Here is a 20606-nt window from a genome sequence, read left to right as displayed (position 1 = left end):
GGGGGCCTCCGTGCTGGGCGCCTGCGCCGCCGCGGGAAGCGCCGGCTGAGTGGAGCGAGTGGAGCCGGCGGGTAAAGGGCGGGGGAGAAAGCTCCGATACTCTACCCGGAACGAGGCCGTCCGCGCGCAGACCGGGCATGGACGCCCCTGGTGGACGGGCGAATGCGAACGAGGAAGGACGGAAAGGAGCGTGTTTCCTTTGGTAGGAAGGATATACGGACAGTTCGGCTTCGACGCGCCGAACGCGAAGAGGGCGCGGCGGAAGGCCGGCATGGGAGGGACGTCCGTCGGCACGGACGAGGCGGATTTCAGCTCGTTTTCGGTGGAGCTGGCCCGCATCGACGCGGAGCTCAAGAACGTTCCGGACGTCCGGGAGGACGTCGTCGCGGCCTACAGGGAGCAGGTGGAGGCGGGAACCTACGTCCCGCAGCTGGACCAGGTGGCCCGTTCCCTGATCGTGGCGGGGATGCTGAACGTCCGCTAGCGGGGGGCGAGGCCGTGCGCGGCGAGGTTGAGGCTCTGATCAGCGCGGTCCTGGAGGAAGCGGACGCGATCGACGACCTGGTGGAGGTCGTTCGGGATCAGCGCGAGGCCGTGAAGGTGGGGGACGCGGAGGAGATGGACGGCCTGATGAAGGAGATGCATGAGGTCGTCTTCGATGTGCAGACCCAGGAGCTCCGGCGGAGCGACCTGGCGAAGCGGCTGGCGGCGCAGTTTGGCTGCGAGCCCTGCGCGGAGTCCCTGGCCGTCCCCATGGATGAGGCTGAGCGCGCCCTGTTCAACGGCGCGGCGGACCGGCTGACCCAGTCCGTGTTCGTGCTGAAATCCGAGATGGCGATCCTGAGCGGGCTGATCGATCAAAATAAACGGTATACGGCGATGCTGCTGTCGGAGTGGCGCCGTCTCATGGGTGAGGGCGCCGCGGACGCGGGAGCGGCGGATTTCAGGGGGTAGAAGATGCTCAACGCTTTTTCGGGAATCGAGATGGGGAAGAGGGCGCTGAACGCCTACAGGCTCGGCATGCAGACCGTGGGGCACAACGTCTCCAACATGAGGACGGAGGGGTATTCCCGTCAGCGGGTGCTCCGCTCCACGGTGCAGCCCATGGACCTTCCGGGCGTTGGGCAGGTCGGCCAGGGGATGAAGGCCGACGAGATCGTCCGCATCCGGGACCAGTTCCTCGACTTTCAGTACCGCTCCAACCTGGCCACCAAGGGGTATTGGGACACGATCAATGCCGTCTACCAGAACCTGCAAAACTACATTCCGGAGCCGAAGAACAAGGGGCTCAGCGCTGCGATGAACACGTTCTACGCTGCCATGCGGACGCTGCAGCAGAAGCCGGAGGACGCCGCCGCGCGGCGCAGCCTCGTGGAGGCGGCCCGGTCCATCGGCGGGGTGCTGGACACGATCGTCACCGGGTTTGAGACGTACGCGAAGAACCTGAATCAGCAGGTCCTGACCGCGGTCCAGGACGCGAACCAGATCCTGCACAAGATCGCCGCCCTCAACAAGCAGATATACAAGGCCGAGGCGCTGGACCAGAACGCCAACGACCTGAGGGACCAGCGGGACCTGCTCCTCGACAAGTTGTCCGAGATGCTGGACGTCACCCCTCAGGAGCCCCTGCGGTACGGCGACGTGAACGGCGAGTTCTTCCTGACGCTGAACGGGCGCGCCCTCATCCAGGGCGACCACGTCCGCGAGCTGAGGGCTCACGCCTTCCAGTGGGACGGTCAGGTCTACTACGACGTCCAGGTGGCGGAGAACGAGTTCGACATCGTGGAGAACTGCTACGTCGCCGACGTCCTGGCCACGGGGCCGGAGGGGGTGCATCAGCTCACCGTCGACCGCCTCGCGAACGGCAAGGAGTGGGCCCTGGGCGGCGGCGACCCCCTCTGCCTCGACACGCGGGCCGTGACCACCTCCAGGTTTAAGGACGGCGTCATGCTGAGCGACGCATCGGACAAGGCGAGGACGCGGAGCATCACCATCCGAACGACGAAGGTGGACGGGACGCCCACCAGCTTCACCGTTGACATCGCCTGGGATGCGGCAAACTCGAAATGGACCCTGAAGGCGAAGGACTCCGACGGGAACCCATTGGGCACGGACGGTGATTCGGGCGACGCGGAGCTGACCGTTAAAGAGCTGGGCGACTTTTTGAGCAGTGCGATCGCAGCGAGTCCCGACCTCTCGGCTTCCGGACTGAAGGTTTCGCTGCTGCCGGACGGCGTCACACCGCCCACCTCCCTCCGCATCGAGGCGGGCAACGACGCGGACGGCTGGACCCGTTCGCTGGAGGTCCGGGACGTGGGAGGGACGCTGGGGATGCTCTCGCCGGTCCAGGTGGTGAAGAAGGGCAACACCCGGATGCGGAGTCGCCCCATGTCCCCCACGGAGGCCCTCGGCATCAAGGGCTCCTTCCGCATCCAGGTGGGGACCCAGGGCACGCGCGTCACGTCGGGCATCTTCCGGGCCAACGCCGCCGAGGGCTTGAAGGAGGGGGAGATCATCGGCCCCGGCAAGGCGGGGGATCGGCACACGTTCCGCATCGGCGTGGCGGACAATCAGGTGGACGTCACCGCATCCTGGAACGATTCCTCCAAGAGGTGGGAGCTGACGAGCGACGTGTTCGCGTCCGGAGCGGATACGACCCGGCCGACGCCCTCGCCCCTATCCCGTCGTCAGCGCCTCGGGCGCACTGACCGTCGCGGAGCTGACGGGTTTCATGAACCAGGCGCTGCCCAGCGGCGGGATATCCGGGCTCACCGCCGTGTCGGGGCCGACTACGGGCACGGCCACGCAGTTCTACGTCGAGTCGAAGGACCACCGCCTGATCTCCATCAGCGACGTGGAGGGCAGCCTGGCGAAGCGCATGGGCATCGTCAACAAGGCGTCGGTGGTTACCATCGACGTGGAGGAGACGGACACGCTCACCACGATCCGCAACAAGATCAACGAGAAGTATCAGGCGGAGCTGGGGATCACCGCGCCGGAGGAGTGGGTGCACGCTTCGCTGAAGCAGGACTCGGACCAGTCCTGGTACCTGACGATCGCCTCGGACGTGCCGGGCGAGGCGCAGCGCATCACGCTGATGGGGGGGGCGGACGGAAACGATCAGGTCCTGCGGCGCCTGGGGCTGATGCGCCTCGAACAGATCGGTACGGTCAGCGCCACGGACAAAACGCCCGTCTACCGCGAGGTCGCGGCCATCAGCACGGTGGCGGAGGACGCCTCCTTCACCTTCAACGGCGTGCGCTACCTCTCCTCGGACAACCGGTTCAAGGAGGCGAGGCGCATCCCCGCGTCGGGAGGGAGCAGCGACTACAGCGCGTCAAAGCTCGCCCAGGTGGAGGAGGGCATGTGGTTCAACCTGAAGCACGCCGGCAGCACGGCCATCACCGTGCGCCACCACGTCCGGAGCGGCACGATCAAGGCCCTCGAGGAGGCCAGGGACGGGATCATCCCCAACCTCCAGGGGCAGCTGAACGACCTGACCTGGGGGCTGGTGAACCACGTCAACGCCTATCAGTATTCCGGGTACGGCATCGGTGGCGACATCACGACGACGGGGGTCGCCTTCTTCAAACCCCTCGGCACGCGGACCAGGGCGGCCTCGAACCTTTCCGTCAACGATGCCGTGGTGGCGGACAACGCCCTGATCGGGGCGGCGATGGGCCGGAAGAACGCTGCGGGGGTCGCCGTGAGCGGAGTGAGCGGCGGGTCGGGTGACGGGAGCAACGCCCTGCGCATGGCGAACCTGGCCTCCGCGCGGGTCCTCAAGGGCGGCACGATGACCATCAGGGGCGTCTACGACGCGATGCTCTCCCAGGTCGGCTCCAAGGCGGCGCACGCGCAGCTGATGAGCACCGCGCAGGACAGCCTGGCCGAACAGATCGGCCTGCAGCGCGAGGCGGTGTCCGGCGTGAACCTGGACGAGGAGCTGATGGACATGATCACCCTCAACCGCTGTTTCGGCGCCATGTCGCGCTACGTGACCACCGTGGACGAGATGTTGAACGCGATCATCAACGGTTTCGGCCTGGTGGGCCGCTAACCGTTCAGGAGAGGTGAGGTAAGGACATGTACAGCCGAGCGACGAGCGTGGGCTCCTACAAAACTCTTTTGAGTTCGCTGCAGGGCAACTACAGGAACATTCAGAACCTCCAAAAGCAGCTGGCGACCCTGAAGAAGTACTCCAACCTGTCCGAGAACCCCTCGGCCATCTCCCGTGCGCTTGAGCTGCAATCCGCCATCGGGGCCAACGAGGACTACAAGGAGAACGGCGAGAACGCCGTGGCGCTCCTGAAGCACGCGGAGGGCGTGCTGGATCAGGTCCTGAACGCGGCGAAGGCCATCCGGACCCTGGTGATCCAGGCGGGAGACGCCGCGCTGAGCAAGAGCGATCGCGAGATCATCGCAAAGCAGATCGAGGCCAACCGGCAGACCATCCTGGACGCCCTGAACACCAAGGTCGCAGGGCAGTACCTTTTCGGCGGCACGAGCACGGGGGAGGCCCCCTTCGTGCTCAACGCGGACGGCACCCTGACCTACCGCGGCACGGACGAGCGCATCAAGTACGCGCTCTCGAACGTCCTGACGGGGGACGTCTCCTTCACGGGCAGCGAGGTGCTTCCGAACAAAGAGAAGGCCTACTTCGTATGCAGCCACTACGTGCCGCTGGACTGGCAGTGGAAGGGGCGCGAGGAAAAGGTCCAGATCACCGTCGGGAACCGGACGATCTCCGTCTTCATCCCGGAGCGCTGGATCGACGAGGTGGCGACGGGGAAGACGAAGCCGACGGACTACAACCAGTTCCGCGACCCCGGCGAGGTGTCGGGCATCAGCCTGGACGACCTGGCGGCGCTCGTCAACCGCTCCCTGGAGGAGCAGGGGGCGGACATGCTGGTCCGGGCGTCGGTGGAGAAGGACCTGGCATCGGGCCGCCAGCAGATGGTCATCAAGAGCCACACGGGCGAAAAGGTGGGCATCACCGGCTGGCCCACCACGGACTACACGCCCATGCCACAGTCCATCGCCGGCATTCAGTTCAAGAAGACCGGGACGACGGCCGGAGGGAATCTGAAGGTAGAAACCCCGAACTGGAACGCCTCCCTGCTGGGCGGCACGGCGGACATCTCCCTGTCCGGGCTGAAGGATAAAGCCCTGACCGTCGTCACGACCGCGAAGGACGGGACCCAGGAGAAAAAGACCTACACGTTTGCGGCGGACCCCGCAAACGTGAAGGCTCTGCTTGATGAACTGAATACGGCAGGCGTTCTCCCCGCCGGCGTCACGGCCTCCAGCAGGAACGGGAAGCTGGTGCTGACCTCCGCGGACGGTAAATCCATCCGCGTGGACGGCACGGCGGCGGAGCAGCTCTTCGGCGCGGCGCGCCGGAGCGAGGCCGCGAAGTACAGCGGCCTCATGGGGAAGGCCAGCGTCCTGGGCTGGCGCGACGACTCGCTGGGCAAGGGCATCACCGTCAACGTGGACGGCAAGGACTACGACTTCGAGTTTGCCGGAATGCGCTCCATCTCGGACCTGGTGGCGGAGATCAACAAGAAGATCCCGGTGGACGCCGGCGACGTGCCCGTGGCCTCCGTCGTCGCGGGACGCCTGGTGCTCCAGTCCTCCCGCGGTCAGGTGACGGTGAAGGACCACGGCGCTGCGGGAGGCGTCCAGCAGCTGTTCGGCGAGGCGGGGCCCGTGAAGAGCTCCACCAGCTCCCTCTCCGTCAAGGTGGGGGACAAGCTGTCGGTGACGGTCTACGTCAACGAGGGCGACACCCTGACGGATGTCGCGGAGAAGCTCAACGCCATCGAGGGCGTCTACTCCCGAACCTCCGCCGACGCGGACCAGCTGGTGGCCGTGGCGAAGCGCGTCGGCGAGCTGCCCGCGGACAGCCTGTCCACGAACGCCGCGGCGGAGTCCCTGCACTACCCCTCCCTCACCATCACGGGGTCCGGAGGGGCGCTGGCACTCTTCGACTTCACCTTCGCCGAGGACGCCGAGACGGGGGAGCAGCGGGGGGTCATCGCCTCCAAGCCGCAGACGCGCCCCGTCGATCACAGCCACATGGACGTGTTCGACGTCCTGGGGATGGAGACGGCCCTGAAGAGCGTGGAGTTCGAGAACGGCAGAACCTTGAAGGTGGGGCAGCTGAAAGACCCCACGAAGCCTTATGACCCCAAGACAAATCCCTATCAGGGTAAGCCGCTGCACTGGCGCGTGATGAGCGGCGGGCACACGGCGGACATCACCCTGAACCCCGGAGAGTACACGATGGACGACCTGGCCGCCCGCATCCGAAACGCCGGCGCGGGTTGGCTTGACGTGACGGTGGACGTGTACAACAAGGACGGCCGCAGCGAGGACGGGACGGAGTCGGGGCTTGGCACCAGCTACAATGGAGAGAAGGCCACGCAGCGCCTTGTCATCCGCGGGCTGAAGGGCGAGCAGGTCCTGTTCCTGGACATGAACGACCAACACTACGCCGACGAGATGGGCCTGTCCACGTCGCTCCGCACGACCCCCGACATGGGAGTGAAGAGCATTGTCTTTCCCGAGGCCCCCTGCGTGGACGACGAGTTGGGGGTGAAGGTGCGCGTCCAGATGAACTGCGGAAAGACCTACGACGTCAACATCACGAAGAAGGCCGTCGTGGACCCCGCCACCGGCGAGGTCGATCGGGTGAAGGTGATGCGGGAGATCGTGAACCAGGTGAACGCTCAGGAGGGGGCGAACGTCATGGGGCTCACCGTGCCGGTGGACAAAAACGGCGCGGAGATTCCGCACTCCGCCTCCATCCACTTCCTGTCGGGTGAGCCCTTCTCGGTGGTGGACCTGCCCTTCTCCGACCCCGAATGGTCGGACTACGCGGGGGGCATCGCGGCCCAGCTCGGCATCCACGGCGGCGTCTCGGCCAACCTGAAGCGGACCGAGGCCCCGATGAAGGACGGACAGAAGTTCGGGGCGTCCGGCGTCCTGCGCTTTGAGAGCCTGGGGCGCAGCGTGACCATCGACGTCTCGGAGAACGACACGGTGAAGGACGTCATGGACCGCCTGCGCTCCCAGGCAAAGGACTGGCTCTACGTCAACTACTTCGACGCTCACCTGGGGCAGGAGGGGCGGCAGAGCGGCGACTACCCCATCCTCTCCATCGCGGCAAAGGACGGCTCGGCGGTCAACGTCGTCGACGTCAAGGGGACGATCGCGAAAAAACACCTCGGCCTCAGCACGGGTATCCAGGGCGAAAAGGACGTCAGCGGCATGGAGTGGTCGGTGGGGGAGACCGAAGGAAGCGTCTTCTCGATCACCGTGGCCGGATACACGCACACCATCGACATGACGGCGATGCGCGACGTGAACGGGAACGGAAAGATGGACGCGAAGGACCTGGTGGCGACCATCAACGCCCGCATGCAGGACTACGACGTCAAGGCGGAGCTGAACGACGAGGGCCGTCTCGTGCTGTGGTCCCCGCGGGGCTACTCGATCAGGGCCGAGGTCACGAAGGTGAAGGCGGACGGCACTCCGATGACGACGGCGGGAGATCGGACGGCAGAGTTCTTCGGCGGGACCGCCAGCGAGGTCAAGACCTGTTATCGGGGCGGGTATAAGCTGGACGATCCTGCCAACACGCGCAAACCCCAGGGGATCTTCGTGCAGAACACGACGAACCGCAGCGGCGCCAACGAGAGGAAGCAGAACGGCTACGAGATGTTCGGCGACGTCACCGCGGCGGTGCGGGCCGGGAACCGGACCGGCCTGAGCGAGGTCATGCTGCCGCGCATCGACGCCTTCATCGACAACGTCCTGAGCGTGCTCTCCTCCAACGGCGCCATGCAGAACCGCTACAAGGCCAACATGGACCGCCTGACGACGGAGAACACGTTGCTGACGGAGACCCACGACGAACTTGCGACGGTGGACCCGGCGGAGATCGCAACGCAGCTCATGATGGCCAACTACGTCTATCAGTCGAACCTCGCCGTCATCGCTCAGCTGATCCAGCCCAGCCTGCTGGACTTCATTCGCTAGGACCTGCAGGCCGCGGAGGGCGTTTGCCCCCTGTGGCTTTTTGGCGGGCGTCCGCGGCCCCTCGCCGGGCTGCGGGGCGCCTCGTGTATAATAGTGCCGAAACGACGGACCGGCGGTCTCGATGGGGCGGTCGGAGGCGCAGGGCGGTCAGGTCTTGTCCGCCCTGTTTTCCTGATTTTTCGTGGCGGGCGTGAAAGTATGAGGATAAAGATGTCAGCAACGACGATAGCGACGGAACGGTTTGGCGAGGTCTCCTATGGGGACGAGGACGTCCTGGCGTTTCCCAGGGGCATTCCGGCCTTTGAGGACCGGCATCGCTGGATTTTGGTGGGGAGCGAGGACAACGCCATCAAGTGGCTTCAGAACCTGGAGGACCCGGCTCTGGCATTGCCGGTGACGACGCCGGACGCGGTGCGCCCGGATTATAACGCGCGCATTCCGGAGGACGAGCTGGAGCTGGTGGGCTCCATGGACCCCGCCGACCTGGCCCTTCTGATCGTGGTGTCCATTCCGGAGGGCGCGCCGTGGAACATGACGGCGAACCTGAGGGCGCCCATTCTGCTGAACCTCAAGACGCGCAAGGCCGTGCAGGTCATCGCGCTCAATGAAGAGTACCCCATTCGCCACGCCGTCTTCCCCGACGACGTGCGCACGAGGATGCGGAGTCAGGCTGCGGCTGCAGGGGGACAGGGCTGATGCTGGTCTTGAGCCGACGCATCAACGAGTCCATACAGATCGGGACGGACGTCGAGGTGATGGTGATCGACGTTCGGGGCGACGTGGTGAGGCTGGGGATCACGGCGCCTCAGGCGACGCAGATCTGGCGCAAGGAGCTCTGGGACGTCATCGTCGCGGAGAACCGGGTTGCGGCGGAGGCGGCGAAGCGCTCCGCGAAGGTGGAGGGGGCCGATGAGACGCCGCAGCTGCCGGTTTCGACCTTCTCGCGCCTGTCGAAGATCCCGACGGTGCGCCTCAGGGAACGGGACGAGGAGTGACGGCGGAGACATCCTGTACTGGAACGTCCGATCATTTGACGTGCCGTACAACCGTTGACCGTGGATGACGGCGGCGGAAAACCCGTGTTCTCAGGCAGTGATACGATGTCACTCGGAAGGGGGAGGAGCTTTATATTTCAATCTACAATGCCAGAAGCTCGGCGTAAGGAAATTGGAAGACAGGTTGCAGATGCCTTTAAAGCTGGAAACAAAGAACTAGCCATAAAACTTGCAAAGCAAATTCCTTTATCGTTGCCCATGGCTCGTGTTCTCAAGACAGATTGGGGTGTTGAACGGTTAAAAAAATCTGGACACAATTTGGATGATGTGGTAGCAGCCTATGGAAAAGAATGGCTTGAAGCCTGATATAACGAGTCGAGAGAATCTTTTTCTTGACTTAACGAAAGCATTTGAATCCGTTGCTTCATCAGAGGATCGGAGCGGCTACAACGCAGCGTTGAAGGAACTTTCGTCTGTTCTGTTGGAGGCGTCACAGGACGGGAACGCCCTCCATGCCCTCAAGCTGGAGCGCCAGTGTATCGCAGTCGAGCAGTACCTGAAGGAGACGGATTCCGATATCCTGGACAAGCAGCTTTCGCGGAGCGGAGAAGCGGAGCTGTCCTTGAAGCTCGTTCAGGACCCGAAAACCTACCGAGAACACGTCGAGAGCATCTTCCCCAACGGAATCCGAGGCATTCCACGGGGCGATGGCATGTATACCTTCGTCAGCGGCCAAATATCCTATCTGGGCGTTGGGAAGCGGTACTTTCCGGCACAGGAGGATGCCCGAACGGAATACTATGCCGCCCGCCAGGCGAATCTGAGAGCAGGCCTCGAACACTTTCAAGAGCTCCAGCGCGAGGCGCTTTTCCCGGAAGCGGTAAAGCTGGAGAAGGAAATCCAGGAACTCAACCTCATCGAGGCGCCAAAGATTTTTGTCGAACCGCGCGAGGATGGCCAGACATACAAAGGTGAGATCATCCACGTGAACGAGGAGCAAGGCTACTGCCTCCAGAGGATCGGCAGCGGCCTGTACGTCCACAGACTGGACAGGCTGGATGTTTCCCCGGAGCGTGGCCAGAACCTGAAGATCGCTTATGCCAGGGACGGCAGCACGGCGCGTGTCGAGCCTCTGGTACAAAAGAACAAAAAAACGCTGCGCAGATAGCCTGTGTGGCAAGATGGAAAGGGGCGGTTTTCGTGAAGAAGCTGCAAATGGGAAACGTGGTTGTTGTTGTCCTGGTGCTGGGAATTCTGGCTGCCGGAGTGTATTCCCTGGTAGGCAGCGGCGGCTCGTCCATCAACACGCCGGCCATTGCCTCGATGACGCCGGAGGAGCTCGCTGCGGAGAATGAGATGCTGACGAAGCAGGCTCATGATGCTTCGATGGAGTTGCAGATGATAGCCGTTAGAGGCTCGAAGTCTGCGAACACCTGGATTGAAAAATACTGCAAAGACAGAAAGGATGCTCCGCTGCCGGAAGACCCGGCCGCAGCTAACGTTGAGCTGAAAGCCCGTGTACGCGAGGCCCGCACGGTCTTTGAGGAACTTCAGGCAGAGCAGGGGAAAGAAATGCACTGGCTGACACAGTATTACGCTGAGGAGAACGAACAGACGCTTGAGAAACTCGGTATCCAGAGCCACAAGAAGACGTTCGGCAAATTTTCTACCTCTGAGGAACTGAACAACATACTCGGTCCTATCAAAAACGTTAAATTGGCCCTCAATGGCCTGATGGGGATGGGCTATCTTGATGACCACAGGAAGGAAATTGAATCGAACAAGGATTTTGACCTGGGGACCGTCCTGGATACACCGGAACACATGGAAAAAATTTTGCGTCCCTACATTGAAAAGCTGTATGAGTTGGGTATTCCTAAGACCGCTGTCGATTTTTCCAGTGGTCGTTGGTCATTTCACGGGAACAGCAAAAAGTGCTGGATTGGGTACAGCCTTGAAGGTGTGCCTGAAGACGTGCGCAAGGAGATGGCTCAAAACGTCGATGTGGAACACGACGGATACAGGAGCATAGCCCCTGAAGAGAGGTATGACGGCGGAGACATCCTGTACTTGAGCGTCCGTGCTAAGGGCGAAACTTTCACTCCCGGCTTTAAGTAAATTCTATTCTTTCAACAGAGAGCATCGTAACATTACGGCTAAGAAAACGAACAGACGCTTAATTAAAGAGGCGTAAGACGATGCAATCAAATTCCATTCTATAATGCGGCGAAGTGCAGCATCGATTCTTCTTGTCGGGGCGGCGCTTGCCGCCCTGTTCTGTTTCGGCCGACTGGTTATGAACACGACGTACTCCGTTCCAGTTGGCTTGTGGTGGCGTGTGGATGAAACATTGCAACGCGGCGATACCGTCCGCGTTCCTATCGCAGATTTCAAATCCACAGATTGGATGCCTAAGGCGAAGCCGCTCTCATACTTCATAGCTCATCCAGACTTGCTCAGCCCTCTGAACCTTTTTTGTCATAATGAGAAGATAGGAGAGGCATTCAGAGCATTGAGCGAGGCTGTATGGGGTGTCCTTTTAGAATATAAAATATAGCAACTTAAAACGTCCTCTCGTTGTCCTATACTGAGATCAGGAATCCAATCCTGTATGGAGGTGTCTTCACAATGAAGAGGATCATGGTATCGGGGTGCCTTGGACAGATCGGGACGGAGCTCGTAACGCGGCTGCGCCGGGACTACGGCGCGGCGAACGTCCTTGCCACCGACGTCCGGGAGGATGCGGCGCACGCCCTTCCGGAGGGCCCCTTCGAGATCCTGGACGTCCGAGAGGCGGAGCGGTACGCGGAGTGCGTGTCGAAGTTCAAGCCGGACACGATCTACCACCTGGCCGGGATCCTGTCGGCCAACGCGGAGAAGAAGCCTCAGCTTGCCTGGCAGATCAACATCCAGGGGCTGTGCAACGCCCTCGAGATGGGCCGCGAGAAGGGCTGTGCGGTCTTCTTCCCCAGCTCCATCGCCGCCTTTGGCCCTGAAACACCCCACGACAAGACCCCGCAGGACACGATTCAGCGTCCCAACACCATCTACGGCATCACCAAGGTGGCCGGAGAGCTCCTGGCCGAGTACTACCACAAGAAATGGGGCGTCGACACCAGGGGGGTGCGGTTCCCCGGCCTCATCTCCTACAAGACGCTGCCGGGCGGGGGGACGACGGACTACGCAGTGGACATCTACTATCAGGCCGTGCAGGCGGCGCGCTACACCAGCTACATCGCGGCGGGAACCTACATGGACATGATGTACATTCCGGACGCCATCGACGGCATGGTGCAGGTCATGGAGGCGGACCCGGCACGACTGGTCCACCGCTGCTGCTTCAACATCACGGCGATGAGCTTTGAGCCGGAGCAGGTGGCGGCGGCGATCCGCGTCCGCATTCCGTCCTTCGTCATGGATTACGACGTCGATCCCGTGCGCCAGGCCATCGCTGACAGCTGGCCCAACTCCATCGACGATTCGGCGGCGCGGGCGGAGTGGGACTGGAACCCGAAGTACGACCTGAACGCCATGACCGACGACATGTTGAAGAACCTGCGCCTCAAGCTGGGCGATGAGGCGAAGTTCTAATCCTGCCTGGGCGGCATCGTCCCCGTTCTAAATTCTAATGTTCATCCCTGTTCATCTTTAAATCAAAGGAGAGCGATGAAGATCATGAAGAAGCTGGAGGCGGCCCTCGCTGCGGAGCTTGAGAGGCTGAAGCAGGAAGGGCGCATGAAGGGGAAGGAGGAGATCATCGTCGAGGTGAAGCGGGCCGCCGGGTCCAGGGGGCCCCGCTACCTGCTCGAGGGGCGCGGCGGCAAGGAGTTCATTCGCATGAACTCCAACTCCTACCTGGGCCTCGCCCTGCGCGAGGACATGATCGCAGCGGACGAGGAGGGCACGCGCCGCTTTGGCGTCGGGCCCGGCGCGGTGCGCTTTATCAGCGGGACGTTCAAGGCGCACCGCGACCTTGAGCACCGTTTGGCGGCCTTCCATGGCCGGGAGGACGCGATGATCTTCAGCGCGGCCTACGTGACCGTGGGCGGGGTCATCACCTCCCTCATCAGCAAGGAGACCTTCGTCGTCAGCGACGAGCTGAACCACAACAGCATCATCAACGCCATCAAACTGGGCCGGCCCCCCTTCCGCGCGGTGTACAAGCACAACGACCTGGGCGACCTGAAGCGCTGCCTCGATGAGGCGAAGGCTGGCACGGCGAAGCGCGTTCTCGTGGTGACGGACGGCATCTTCAGCATGAGGGGTGACCACGCCCCGCTCAAGGAGATCCAGGAGCTGGTCCACAGCTATGACGAGCACTTCGCCGAGGGGGCCTTCCTCGTGGTGGACGACTCCCACGGCGTGGGGGCCTGTGGCCGCACCGGACACGGCACGGAGGAGATGACCGGAGCCAGGGTGGACGTCCTGATCGGGACCCTGGGCAAGGCCTACGGGGTGAACGGCGGCTACGTGACGGCGTCGCGCGCGCTGATCACCTACCTGCGGGAGCACGCGGCCATGTACATCTACTCGAACCCCATCACGGTGGGCGAGGCCTGCGCCACGATGAAGGCCCTCGACATCCTTGAAAGCGACGAGGGCGCAAAGATACTGGAGCACCTGCGCGTCATGACGAAGCGCTTCGAGGACGGGCTCGTCAAGCTGGGGTATGAGACGATCCCCGGCGAGCACCCCGTGACGCCCCTCGTGCTGCACGACACAGATCGGACCAGAGCCATGGTGGCGCACCTGCTGGAGAACGGGGTGTTGGCTACGGGCATGACCTTCCCAGTGGTGCCGCGCGGAGCGGAGGAGATTCGCTTCCAGATCAACGCAGACCACACGGAGGCGGACATCGACGAGGTCCTGGCGGCGATCGGGTCGTTCGGGAAGTAGGCGCAGCGCGCGAACTCTGACGCGCATACACAATATTTAAGGTTTAAGGAGGAATCTTTCGTCATGGGCAACGAGGGACAGAAAAAGTTTCACATCGGGCTTCTTCCGCGGCTGATCATCGCCATCGTTCTGGGGGTCGTCGTGGGAACGATGGCCAGGAGCGCGGAACTGCCGCTCATCATCCAGATCGGCGCGACCTTCAACAGCATCTTCGGCAACTTCCTGGGCTTCTGCATCCCGCTGATCATCATCGGCTTTGTGGTCTCCGGCATCGCGGAGCTGGGCGAGGGCGCGGGGAAGACCCTGGGGCTCACCGTCCTCATCGCCTACGCCTCCACCCTCTTTGCGGGGCTCCTGGCCTATTTCGTGGACGTGTCCGTCTTCCCGTCCTTCCTGAAGGTGGGCTCCATCGTGCTCGAGGACGCTCAAAACGCTGAGGAGACCATGCTGAAGGGGCTCTTCTCGATCGACATGCCGCCCCTGATGGGGGTCATGACGGCGCTCCTCCTCTCCTTCATCTTCGGGATCGGCATCGCCGTCACCCACAGCACGTCGCTGAAGAACGGCTTTTCCGAGGTCCAGCACATCATCGAAAAGCTGGTGGCCGGCGTCCTCATTCCCCTCCTGCCGCTGCACGTGTACGGCATCTTCGCCAACATGACCTATGCCGGCACGGTCATGGACATCATGTCCGTCTTCGTTCGCGTCTTCGCGATCATCATCCTGCTGCACGTGGCGGTCATCCTGATCCAGTACACGATCGCGGGGACCGCGGCGGGCAAGAACCCGATCAAGCTCATCCGTCGTATGCTTCCGGCGTACTTCACGGCCATCGGCACCCAGTCCTCTGCGGCGACGATCCCCGTGACGGTGGCCTGCACCAAGAGCAACGGCGTGAGCGACCGAATCGCGGAGTTCGTCTGTCCTCTCTGCGCCACCATCCACCTCTCCGGATCGACCATCACCCTCACGAGCTGTTCGATCGCCCTCATGATGCTGAACGGCATGGACGTGACGCTGGGCGGACTGTTTCCGTTCATCCTGATGCTGGGCATCACGATGGTGGCCGCGCCGGGCGTCCCCGGCGGAGCCGTGATGGCCGCCCTCGGCATCCTGAGCTCCATGCTGGGCTTCAACGACAGTATGCTCAACCTCATGATCGCGCTCTACATCGCGCAGGACAGCTTCGGGACGGCGTGCAACGTCACCGGCGACGGGGCGATCGCCGTGTTCATGGACGTCATGACGCGCGGAAAGCAGGGGCAGGCAAGCGCCTGAACCGCTGTCCCGACGGGCAAAAACGACGAACTGTACGATCGATTGGGAATTGGAATGATTCCTGGACCAGGGGGGCGGTTCTAGCCGCTCCCCTTTCTTCATTTCGCCTCCCCTTCGGGGAGCCTTCCGGCTGCCGTTCGCTGCTGCTCACGGGCCGTCAGTCTCGCCCCTGCGGGGCCAAAACAACCCCTCAGCCCCTGCGGGGCAGACCCCCTTTCAGGGGGGCCAGAAAAACGCGCTTCTTCATTCCCCACACCGAACGGATGCAGGGTCAGAGTCGGATTAACTTCTGTAACGATGGAGGCGCTTTATTGCTTGACGAAAGCCGCTCTCTTGCGTAAAATCATGAAGTTATCTATCGCATGGAGCAGGCGTGAAGAACCTCGAGGGTGAGGGCCTGCTTTCAGCGGGAGGAGGAAAAATCATCATGTACGCAGTGGTTGAGACGGGCGGGAAACAGTATCGTGTCCAGGAGGGGGACCGCTTTCGCGTGGAGCGCCTCGACGGCGAGGCGGGGAGCGAGGTCGTCTTCGGCAAGGTCCTGATGGTCGGAGGCGACACGGGGGTCCGTTTTGGGACACCTTACGTCGAGGGAGCCAGCGTGAGGGCGGAGGTCCTGGCCCAGGGCCGTGGCAAGAAGGTTTTGGTGTTCAAGTACAAGAGCAAGAAGAACTACCGCCGTATGCAGGGACACCGCCAGTACTTCACCGAGGTCGTCATCCGGGGCATCGACGCCTGAGCCTCCGGTGACGGAGGTAACGCTCTACTGGGCGAAGGGGGCGCTCTGCGGGCTGGAGAGCCGCGGGCACTCCGACTTCGCCGAAAAGGGCGCGGATGTCGTCTGCGCGGCGGTTTCCACGCTGGTCCACGCGCTCCTGCTGGGCCTTTCCGACGTGGCGAAGGCCGAGGGGCTGGAGTGTCGGGTGGATGGAGACGTCCCGCTGATTCGGGTCTTCTGGCCGCAGAGGATCGCCCCCTCGCTGGAACTTCTGACGAGGACGGTGGCGCTCTCGCTGAGGGAGGTCGCGGCTGGAAACGGTGAGTACGTACACATTACGGAGGTGCAGCTATGATCTATAAATTCGACATACAGTTTTTCGCGCACAAGAAGGGGCAGGGCAGCTCCACGAACGGCCGCGACAGCAATCCGAAGTACCGCGGCGTCAAGGTCTATGCGGGGACGGAGGTCACGGCGGGAAGCATCCTGGTCCGCCAGTGCGGCACGCACCTGCATCCCGGAAAGCACGTGGGGCTTGGGCGCGACTTCACCCTCTTCGCTCTGGTCCCCGGCAAGGTGGAGTATGCCGTCAAGGGGGACCGCAGGTACGTCTCCATCGTCCCCGCCCTCGCGAACTGAAGCGGCTGGAGGGGGCCGCTGAAGCGACGCGGCGACGGCGCCCCTTCCCTTTACCCTGCTTGAATTCCGCGCTCGGTGGGCGGATGTTTGTCCCTGGAACCCCTGAGGGCCCCCCTTTTGCGCGGGGCCTTCTTTTTTTCTGTTCTTCTGTCGCGGTGGTGTTGACTTGAAATTTGTGGACGTTGCGAAGATTATGGTGAGGGCCGGACGAGGGGGCAACGGCGCCCTGAGCTTCCGGCGGGAGAAGTTCGTCCCCAAGGGAGGCCCCGACGGGGCGGACGGGGGGACGGGCGGCAGCGTGATCCTGGAGGCCGTGGGCGGCGTCGTCACCCTGGCGGACTTCGAGTACAACCGCCGTTTTCAGGCCGGCCATGCGGGGCACGGCGCAGGGGCCATGAAGACGGGGGCCAATGGCGCGGACCTGAAGGTCCTCGTGCCCTGCGGCACGCTGGTCCGGGACGAGAGCGGGCGCGTCCTGGCGGACCTGGTGGAACCGGGGCAGACCTTCGTGGCGGCGCGGGGCGGCCGTGGGGGAAAGGGCAACGCCCACTTCGCCAACTCCGTGCGCCGCACGCCGCGCTTTGCGGAGAAGGGCGATCCCGGTGAGGAGCGGACGCTGACGCTTGAGCTGAAGCTCATCGCCGACGTGGGGCTCGTCGGGTTCCCCAACGCGGGGAAGTCCAGCATCCTGGCGGCCATCAGCGGGGCGAAGCCGCGCATCGCGGGCTACCCCTTCACGACCCTCTCCCCCAACCTCGGCGTCCTGGCCGTGGACGACCAGCAGATCGTCGTCGCCGACGTGCCCGGCCTGATCGAGGGGGCGCACGAGAACAAGGGTCTGGGGCTTCAGTTCCTGCGCCATATCGAACGCACGCGGGTGCTGCTGCACGTGGTGGACCTCTCCGAGGAGGACGTGCTGAAGAACCTTGAAGTGGTCGAGGCGGAGTTTCGCGCTTACGGCGCGGACCTCGATGGCCGGCCCTGCATCGTGGTGGGCAACAAGACGGACCTGTCCGGCACGGAGGAGAACGCCCGCGTCCTGAAGCGGGAGATGGAGCGTCTGGGCAGGCCCTGCCTCTTGGTGAGCGCGCTGAGGGGCGACGGCATCCCGGAGCTGATCCGCGAGGTCGTCGCACTGGTCCGGGCCCATCCTCGGCCCGTGGGGAGGACGACGCTCGCGGAGGCACCGGAGGTCCAGGACGTTCAGGAGCTCCCGCGCCGCCGCGGCGGCGCGCCGGAGCCCGTGGAGGTCCGACGTCTCTCGGACGGCCGCTTCCGGGTGGATCACGCCAACCTGGAGAGGGCCGTGGGGCGCATCAACTTTGAACACGAGGACGCGATGCTGAAGTTCTCGCGCCTCCTGAAGCGCCTCAGCGTCGAGGAGGCCCTGGAGGCGGCGGGCGCCCATGAAGGTGACCGGGTCCTGATCGGAGACGCCGAGTTCGACTTTCAGCCCGAGAGGATCATGGAGTAGGGAGCGGCCGCCGGGTCCTCCTGCCGGCAGCGCCGTTTCTGGGAGAGGGGATTTTAGTGTCCATAAAGACGGGGATTATGGGGGGGACCTTCGACCCCATACACTACGGTCATCTCCTGCTCGCCGAGGAGTGCCGGAGCCGGTTGAACATCGATCGCATCGTCTTCGTCCCCACGGGCTCTCCGCCCCACAAGCGGAATCGTCGGGTGACGTCGGCGGAGGATCGCTACGCCATGACCCTTCTGGCCACGGCGGGCGTCCTGAATTACTCCGTCTCCAGAACGGAGGTCGATCGGCGCCAGCCGTCGCACACGGTGGATACGCTTCGCGAGTTCATCGCGGGCGGCGTGGCGCCGGAGGACCTGTTCTTCATCACGGGGCTGGACGCGATCCTCGACATCGCGACGTGGGTGGACTACAAGCTGCTCCCGAAGCTCTGCACCCTGGTGACGGCCTGTCGTCCGGGGTACCCCGTGGAGGGGATTGAAGCCCTGCCGCAGGAGGTCCGGGAGAACCTGAAGCTGGTGGAGATCCCGCAATTTGCGATCTCCAGCACGGAGATCCGCGAGCGAGCGCGGGGGGGGCGCAGCATCCGCTTTCTGGTGCCGCACCTGGTCGAGATCTACATCGAGTCCAACGGGCTTTACAAGTAAAGAGGGTTGGGCGGAGAGCTTTGCGTCCTGCCCGGCCGCGCGTTGACGCGCAAAACCGATCGAGTTGGAGGTGTCGCGTCGGTGAGGTTTTTGAAGATTCTTGGGATCGTCCTCCTGATCTTCGCAGCGACCGTGGGCGGAGCGGCTCTGCGCCTGAAGGAGGTCTTTTTCAGCCCCAACGTCCTTTCCCTGTCCAGGTCTGAGGGTGACGTGGCCAGCATGGACAGCGAGGGAAACCTGGTCGTTCCGGCGGGAGAGGCCCCGACGATCGCCTCCGCGAGGGGGACGGTCAACGTCCTGGTGGTGGGGCTGGACAACGTGGACGGCGGGTCCAGGACGGACGCCATCGCGATCGTGATCTTTGACGTGGATAACAAGGCGGTGCGGGTCGCCTCCATTCCGCGGGACTCCCGCGTGTACATTCCGGGGAAGGGCTGGGACAAGATCAACCACGCCTACGTCTACGGCGGCGTCCAACTCGTGCGGGAGACGATCGTCAACCTCACGGGGCTGCCGGTGGACTACTTCGTGAAGGTGAACTACGAGAGCTTTCCGCGGATCGTGGACCTCCTGGGCGGGATCGACATCTACGTCGAGAAGAACCTGTCCTACAACGACTATTCGGGCAAGCTCTTCATCAACATCAAGAAGGGCCAGCAGCACCTGGACGGCATGGCGGCCCTGGGCTACGTGCGCTTCCGGCACGACCCCCTTGGGGATATCGGCAGGGTGCAGCGGCAGCAGAAGTTCATGGACGTCCTGATGTCCAAGCTGAAGACCCCGGCGATCATTCCGAAGATCCCGTCCCTGATCGGCGAGGTGGTGAACGCGGTGGACACGGACCTGAGCCCGGTGGAGGCCCTGCAGCTCCTGCAGTTCGCAACGGCGCTGCCGAAGGAGCGAATCCAGATGTTCATGGCGCCGGGCAAGGCCGGGTACGCCGGTGGCCTCAGCTATTGGATACTGGACAACGCCCGCTTTTCCATGATGCTGGCGGAGCCGCTTCCCTCGGCGGACGAATCCGCCCCCGTCAGCTTCGACGTGGGCAGCGCGGACTTTGCCCCGGCCATCGGCCGGGAGGAGAACGGGCTGGCGGCCGTCAGCGCGGACCGGCTTGCCGAGCTGCGCCTGAGGGTGGGGAGCCTCCGCATCCTGAACGGGGACGGGGAGAGCGGCCTGGGCAAACGGGCTGCGGACATCTTTCAGCGCATCGGGATCGAGGTTCCCTACACGGGCAACGCCAGGCACTACGACTACCACACGACGAACATCATCTACCCGCCGGACGGGGGCGAGGCCGCGCGGGACGCTGCCCTGGCCCTGGCCGAGCTGTGCGGCATCACGAACCAGGGGCTGATTCGGGCGGACCGGCGGGCCGCCTCGCTCACGCTGATCCTGGGGCACGACAAGGAGGACGTCTTCCGCCGCCTCGAGCCGGCGCCCTGACGGGCCGGGCGCGAAAAGGCGGAAGGCGGGGACGAGAGAGAAGGGAGGGGCTGTGTTGGATAAAGAGGCGCTGTCGAACGGCGCGGAGGGATACCGGTGGCTTCTCGATGCGCTGGAGGAAAAGAGCGGCGAGGACGTCGTCCTCATGGACCTGAGCAGCGTTGGAGCGCTGTCGGACGTCTTCGTCCTGGTGACGGGCAACTCGGAGGTCCACATGAAGACGCTGATGGACGCGGCCGAGGAGGCTCTGGAGCGCCACGGGCTCCCCTGCCGCCTGGAGGGCGAGACGAGCTCCAACTGGCGCCTGGTGGACGCTGGCAACGTGGTGGTGCACGTCTTCAGCCGCAAGGGGCGGGATTTCTACAGGCTGGAGCGGCTCTGGGGGGACGCGGAAACCCTGAGCCGCGGGCCGCTGGAGGTGGAGGACGGCTCCAGTGAGCTTTGATATAATACCAAATCGC

The 20606-nt window shown here is 63.6% G+C and carries 21 protein-coding genes and 1 pseudogene; 21 read left to right on the top strand and 1 reads right to left on the bottom strand.

The window, feature by feature from the left end; translation table 11 throughout:
• Positions 1-199 precede the first annotated feature (199 nt).
• The 3 genes and pseudogenes from SY1_RS00155 to flgK form a co-directional block, all read left to right on the top strand.
• On the top strand, positions 200-484 hold the full coding sequence (locus SY1_RS00155) for a flagellar biosynthesis anti-sigma factor FlgM (RefSeq protein ID WP_208872445.1): 285 nt from the start codon (positions 200-202) through the stop codon (positions 482-484).
• Positions 485-498: 14 nt separating this feature from the next.
• Positions 499-954 (top strand): flagellar export chaperone FlgN, encoded by a 456-nt coding sequence (gene flgN / locus SY1_RS00150; RefSeq protein ID WP_208872444.1) that lies wholly within the window; start codon positions 499-501, stop codon positions 952-954.
• 3 nt (positions 955-957) lie between these two features.
• A pseudogene (gene flgK / locus SY1_RS12685) lies at positions 958-1749 on the top strand (flagellar hook-associated protein FlgK); the annotation flags it as partial.
• Between the two features lie 86 nt (positions 1750-1835).
• On the opposite strand, the gene SY1_RS12240 reads toward flgK, so the two are convergent.
• On the bottom strand, positions 1836-2483 hold the full coding sequence (locus tag SY1_RS12240) for a hypothetical protein (RefSeq protein WP_243440532.1): 648 nt from the start codon (positions 2481-2483) through the stop codon (positions 1836-1838).
• A gap of 248 nt (positions 2484-2731) precedes the next feature.
• On the opposite strand from SY1_RS12240, the gene SY1_RS12235 reads away from it, so the two are divergent.
• The 18 genes from SY1_RS12235 to rsfS all read left to right on the top strand — a co-directional run bounded on the left by SY1_RS12235 (position 2732) and on the right by rsfS (position 20590).
• On the top strand, positions 2732-4060 hold the full coding sequence (locus SY1_RS12235; protein ID WP_015555783.1) for a flagellar basal body rod C-terminal domain-containing protein: 1329 nt from the start codon (positions 2732-2734) through the stop codon (positions 4058-4060).
• Positions 4061-4086: 26 nt separating this feature from the next.
• The gene (gene flgL / locus SY1_RS00135; RefSeq protein ID WP_015555782.1) at positions 4087-8046 is read left to right on the top strand and encodes a flagellar hook-associated protein FlgL; all 3960 of its coding nucleotides are present in this window, start codon (positions 4087-4089) and stop codon (positions 8044-8046) included.
• A 210-nt stretch (positions 8047-8256) separates the two neighbouring features.
• Positions 8257-8742, top strand: coding sequence for a flagellar assembly protein FliW (gene fliW / locus SY1_RS00130; RefSeq protein WP_015555781.1), 486 nt, complete (start codon positions 8257-8259; stop codon positions 8740-8742).
• Positions 8742-9041, top strand: a complete 300-nt coding sequence (gene csrA / locus SY1_RS00125; RefSeq protein WP_015555780.1) for a carbon storage regulator CsrA — start codon at positions 8742-8744, stop codon at positions 9039-9041. Before fliW ends, csrA begins: the two co-directional genes overlap by 1 nt.
• A gap of 105 nt (positions 9042-9146) precedes the next feature.
• The gene (locus SY1_RS00120; protein WP_208872441.1) at positions 9147-9407 is read left to right on the top strand and encodes a hypothetical protein; all 261 of its coding nucleotides are present in this window, start codon (positions 9147-9149) and stop codon (positions 9405-9407) included.
• Positions 9382-10209, top strand: a complete 828-nt coding sequence (locus SY1_RS00115; RefSeq protein WP_015555779.1) for a KfrB domain-containing protein — start codon at positions 9382-9384, stop codon at positions 10207-10209. Before SY1_RS00120 ends, SY1_RS00115 begins: the two co-directional genes overlap by 26 nt.
• 32 nt (positions 10210-10241) lie before the next feature.
• Complete coding sequence (locus SY1_RS00110) at positions 10242-11159, top strand: hypothetical protein (RefSeq protein WP_208872440.1); 918 nt, start codon at positions 10242-10244, stop codon at positions 11157-11159.
• Positions 11160-11262: 103 nt separating this feature from the next.
• Positions 11263-11598 (top strand): hypothetical protein, encoded by a 336-nt coding sequence (locus tag SY1_RS00105; RefSeq protein ID WP_208872439.1) that lies wholly within the window; start codon positions 11263-11265, stop codon positions 11596-11598.
• A gap of 71 nt (positions 11599-11669) precedes the next feature.
• Entirely contained in the window at positions 11670-12632 is a 963-nt protein-coding gene (locus SY1_RS00100; protein WP_015555778.1) for an NAD-dependent epimerase/dehydratase family protein, read from the top strand.
• 75 nt (positions 12633-12707) lie between these two features.
• Entirely contained in the window at positions 12708-13937 is a 1230-nt protein-coding gene (locus SY1_RS00095; protein ID WP_015555777.1) for an aminotransferase class I/II-fold pyridoxal phosphate-dependent enzyme, read from the top strand.
• 63 nt (positions 13938-14000) lie between these two features.
• Positions 14001-15215: a dicarboxylate/amino acid:cation symporter gene (locus SY1_RS00090; RefSeq protein WP_015555776.1), complete on the top strand. Its 1215-nt coding sequence runs from the start codon at positions 14001-14003 to the stop codon at positions 15213-15215.
• Positions 15216-15642: 427 nt separating this feature from the next.
• Entirely contained in the window at positions 15643-15954 is a 312-nt protein-coding gene (gene rplU, locus SY1_RS00085) for a 50S ribosomal protein L21 (protein WP_015555775.1), read from the top strand.
• 7 nt (positions 15955-15961) lie between these two features.
• Entirely contained in the window at positions 15962-16288 is a 327-nt protein-coding gene (locus SY1_RS00080; RefSeq protein WP_208872438.1) for a ribosomal-processing cysteine protease Prp, read from the top strand.
• Complete coding sequence (rpmA, locus tag SY1_RS00075) at positions 16285-16572, top strand: 50S ribosomal protein L27 (protein WP_015555774.1); 288 nt, start codon at positions 16285-16287, stop codon at positions 16570-16572. Before SY1_RS00080 ends, rpmA begins: the two co-directional genes overlap by 4 nt.
• Before the next feature lie 175 nt (positions 16573-16747).
• Positions 16748-18046 carry a GTPase ObgE gene (gene obgE, locus SY1_RS00070; RefSeq protein WP_341524201.1) on the top strand — a complete coding sequence of 433 codons (1299 nt, stop codon included), beginning with the start codon at positions 16748-16750 and terminating at the stop codon, positions 18044-18046.
• A 56-nt stretch (positions 18047-18102) separates the two neighbouring features.
• Positions 18103-18699, top strand: a complete 597-nt coding sequence (gene nadD, locus SY1_RS00065; RefSeq protein ID WP_243440531.1) for a nicotinate-nucleotide adenylyltransferase — start codon at positions 18103-18105, stop codon at positions 18697-18699.
• 81 nt (positions 18700-18780) lie between these two features.
• Complete coding sequence (locus SY1_RS00060) at positions 18781-20145, top strand: LCP family protein (RefSeq protein ID WP_208872436.1); 1365 nt, start codon at positions 18781-18783, stop codon at positions 20143-20145.
• 52 nt (positions 20146-20197) lie between these two features.
• The gene (rsfS, locus tag SY1_RS00055; protein WP_243440530.1) at positions 20198-20590 is read left to right on the top strand and encodes a ribosome silencing factor; all 393 of its coding nucleotides are present in this window, start codon (positions 20198-20200) and stop codon (positions 20588-20590) included.
• The last annotated feature ends 16 nt before the right edge of the window (positions 20591-20606 follow it).

It is taken from the genome of Fretibacterium fastidiosum (genome assembly GCF_000210715.1).
Taxonomy (GTDB): domain Bacteria; phylum Synergistota; class Synergistia; order Synergistales; family Aminobacteriaceae; genus Fretibacterium; species Fretibacterium fastidiosum.
The sequence above is the reverse complement of the archived record's forward strand: the minus strand, read 5'-3'. Positions and strand labels throughout refer to the sequence as shown.

Excerpts from the sequence above, each read along its gene's own strand:
- SY1_RS12235 (WP_015555783.1), top strand. The coding sequence starts at position 2,732 with ATGAACCAGGCGCTGCCCAGCGGCGGGATATCCGGGCTCACCGCCGTG.
- flgL (WP_015555782.1), top strand. The coding sequence starts at position 4,087 with ATGTACAGCCGAGCGACGAGCGTGGGCTCCTACAAAACTCTTTTGAGT.
- fliW (WP_015555781.1), top strand. The coding sequence starts at position 8,257 with ATGTCAGCAACGACGATAGCGACGGAACGGTTTGGCGAGGTCTCCTAT.
- csrA (WP_015555780.1), top strand. The coding sequence starts at position 8,742 with ATGCTGGTCTTGAGCCGACGCATCAACGAGTCCATACAGATCGGGACG.
- SY1_RS00120 (WP_208872441.1), top strand. The coding sequence starts at position 9,147 with ATGTCACTCGGAAGGGGGAGGAGCTTTATATTTCAATCTACAATGCCA.
- SY1_RS00115 (WP_015555779.1), top strand. The coding sequence starts at position 9,382 with ATGGAAAAGAATGGCTTGAAGCCTGATATAACGAGTCGAGAGAATCTT.
- SY1_RS00105 (WP_208872439.1), top strand. The coding sequence starts at position 11,263 with ATGCGGCGAAGTGCAGCATCGATTCTTCTTGTCGGGGCGGCGCTTGCC.
- SY1_RS00100 (WP_015555778.1), top strand. The coding sequence starts at position 11,670 with ATGAAGAGGATCATGGTATCGGGGTGCCTTGGACAGATCGGGACGGAG.
- SY1_RS00095 (WP_015555777.1), top strand. The coding sequence starts at position 12,708 with ATGAAGATCATGAAGAAGCTGGAGGCGGCCCTCGCTGCGGAGCTTGAG.
- SY1_RS00090 (WP_015555776.1), top strand. The coding sequence starts at position 14,001 with ATGGGCAACGAGGGACAGAAAAAGTTTCACATCGGGCTTCTTCCGCGG.
- rplU (WP_015555775.1), top strand. The coding sequence starts at position 15,643 with ATGTACGCAGTGGTTGAGACGGGCGGGAAACAGTATCGTGTCCAGGAG.
- rpmA (WP_015555774.1), top strand. The coding sequence starts at position 16,285 with ATGATCTATAAATTCGACATACAGTTTTTCGCGCACAAGAAGGGGCAG.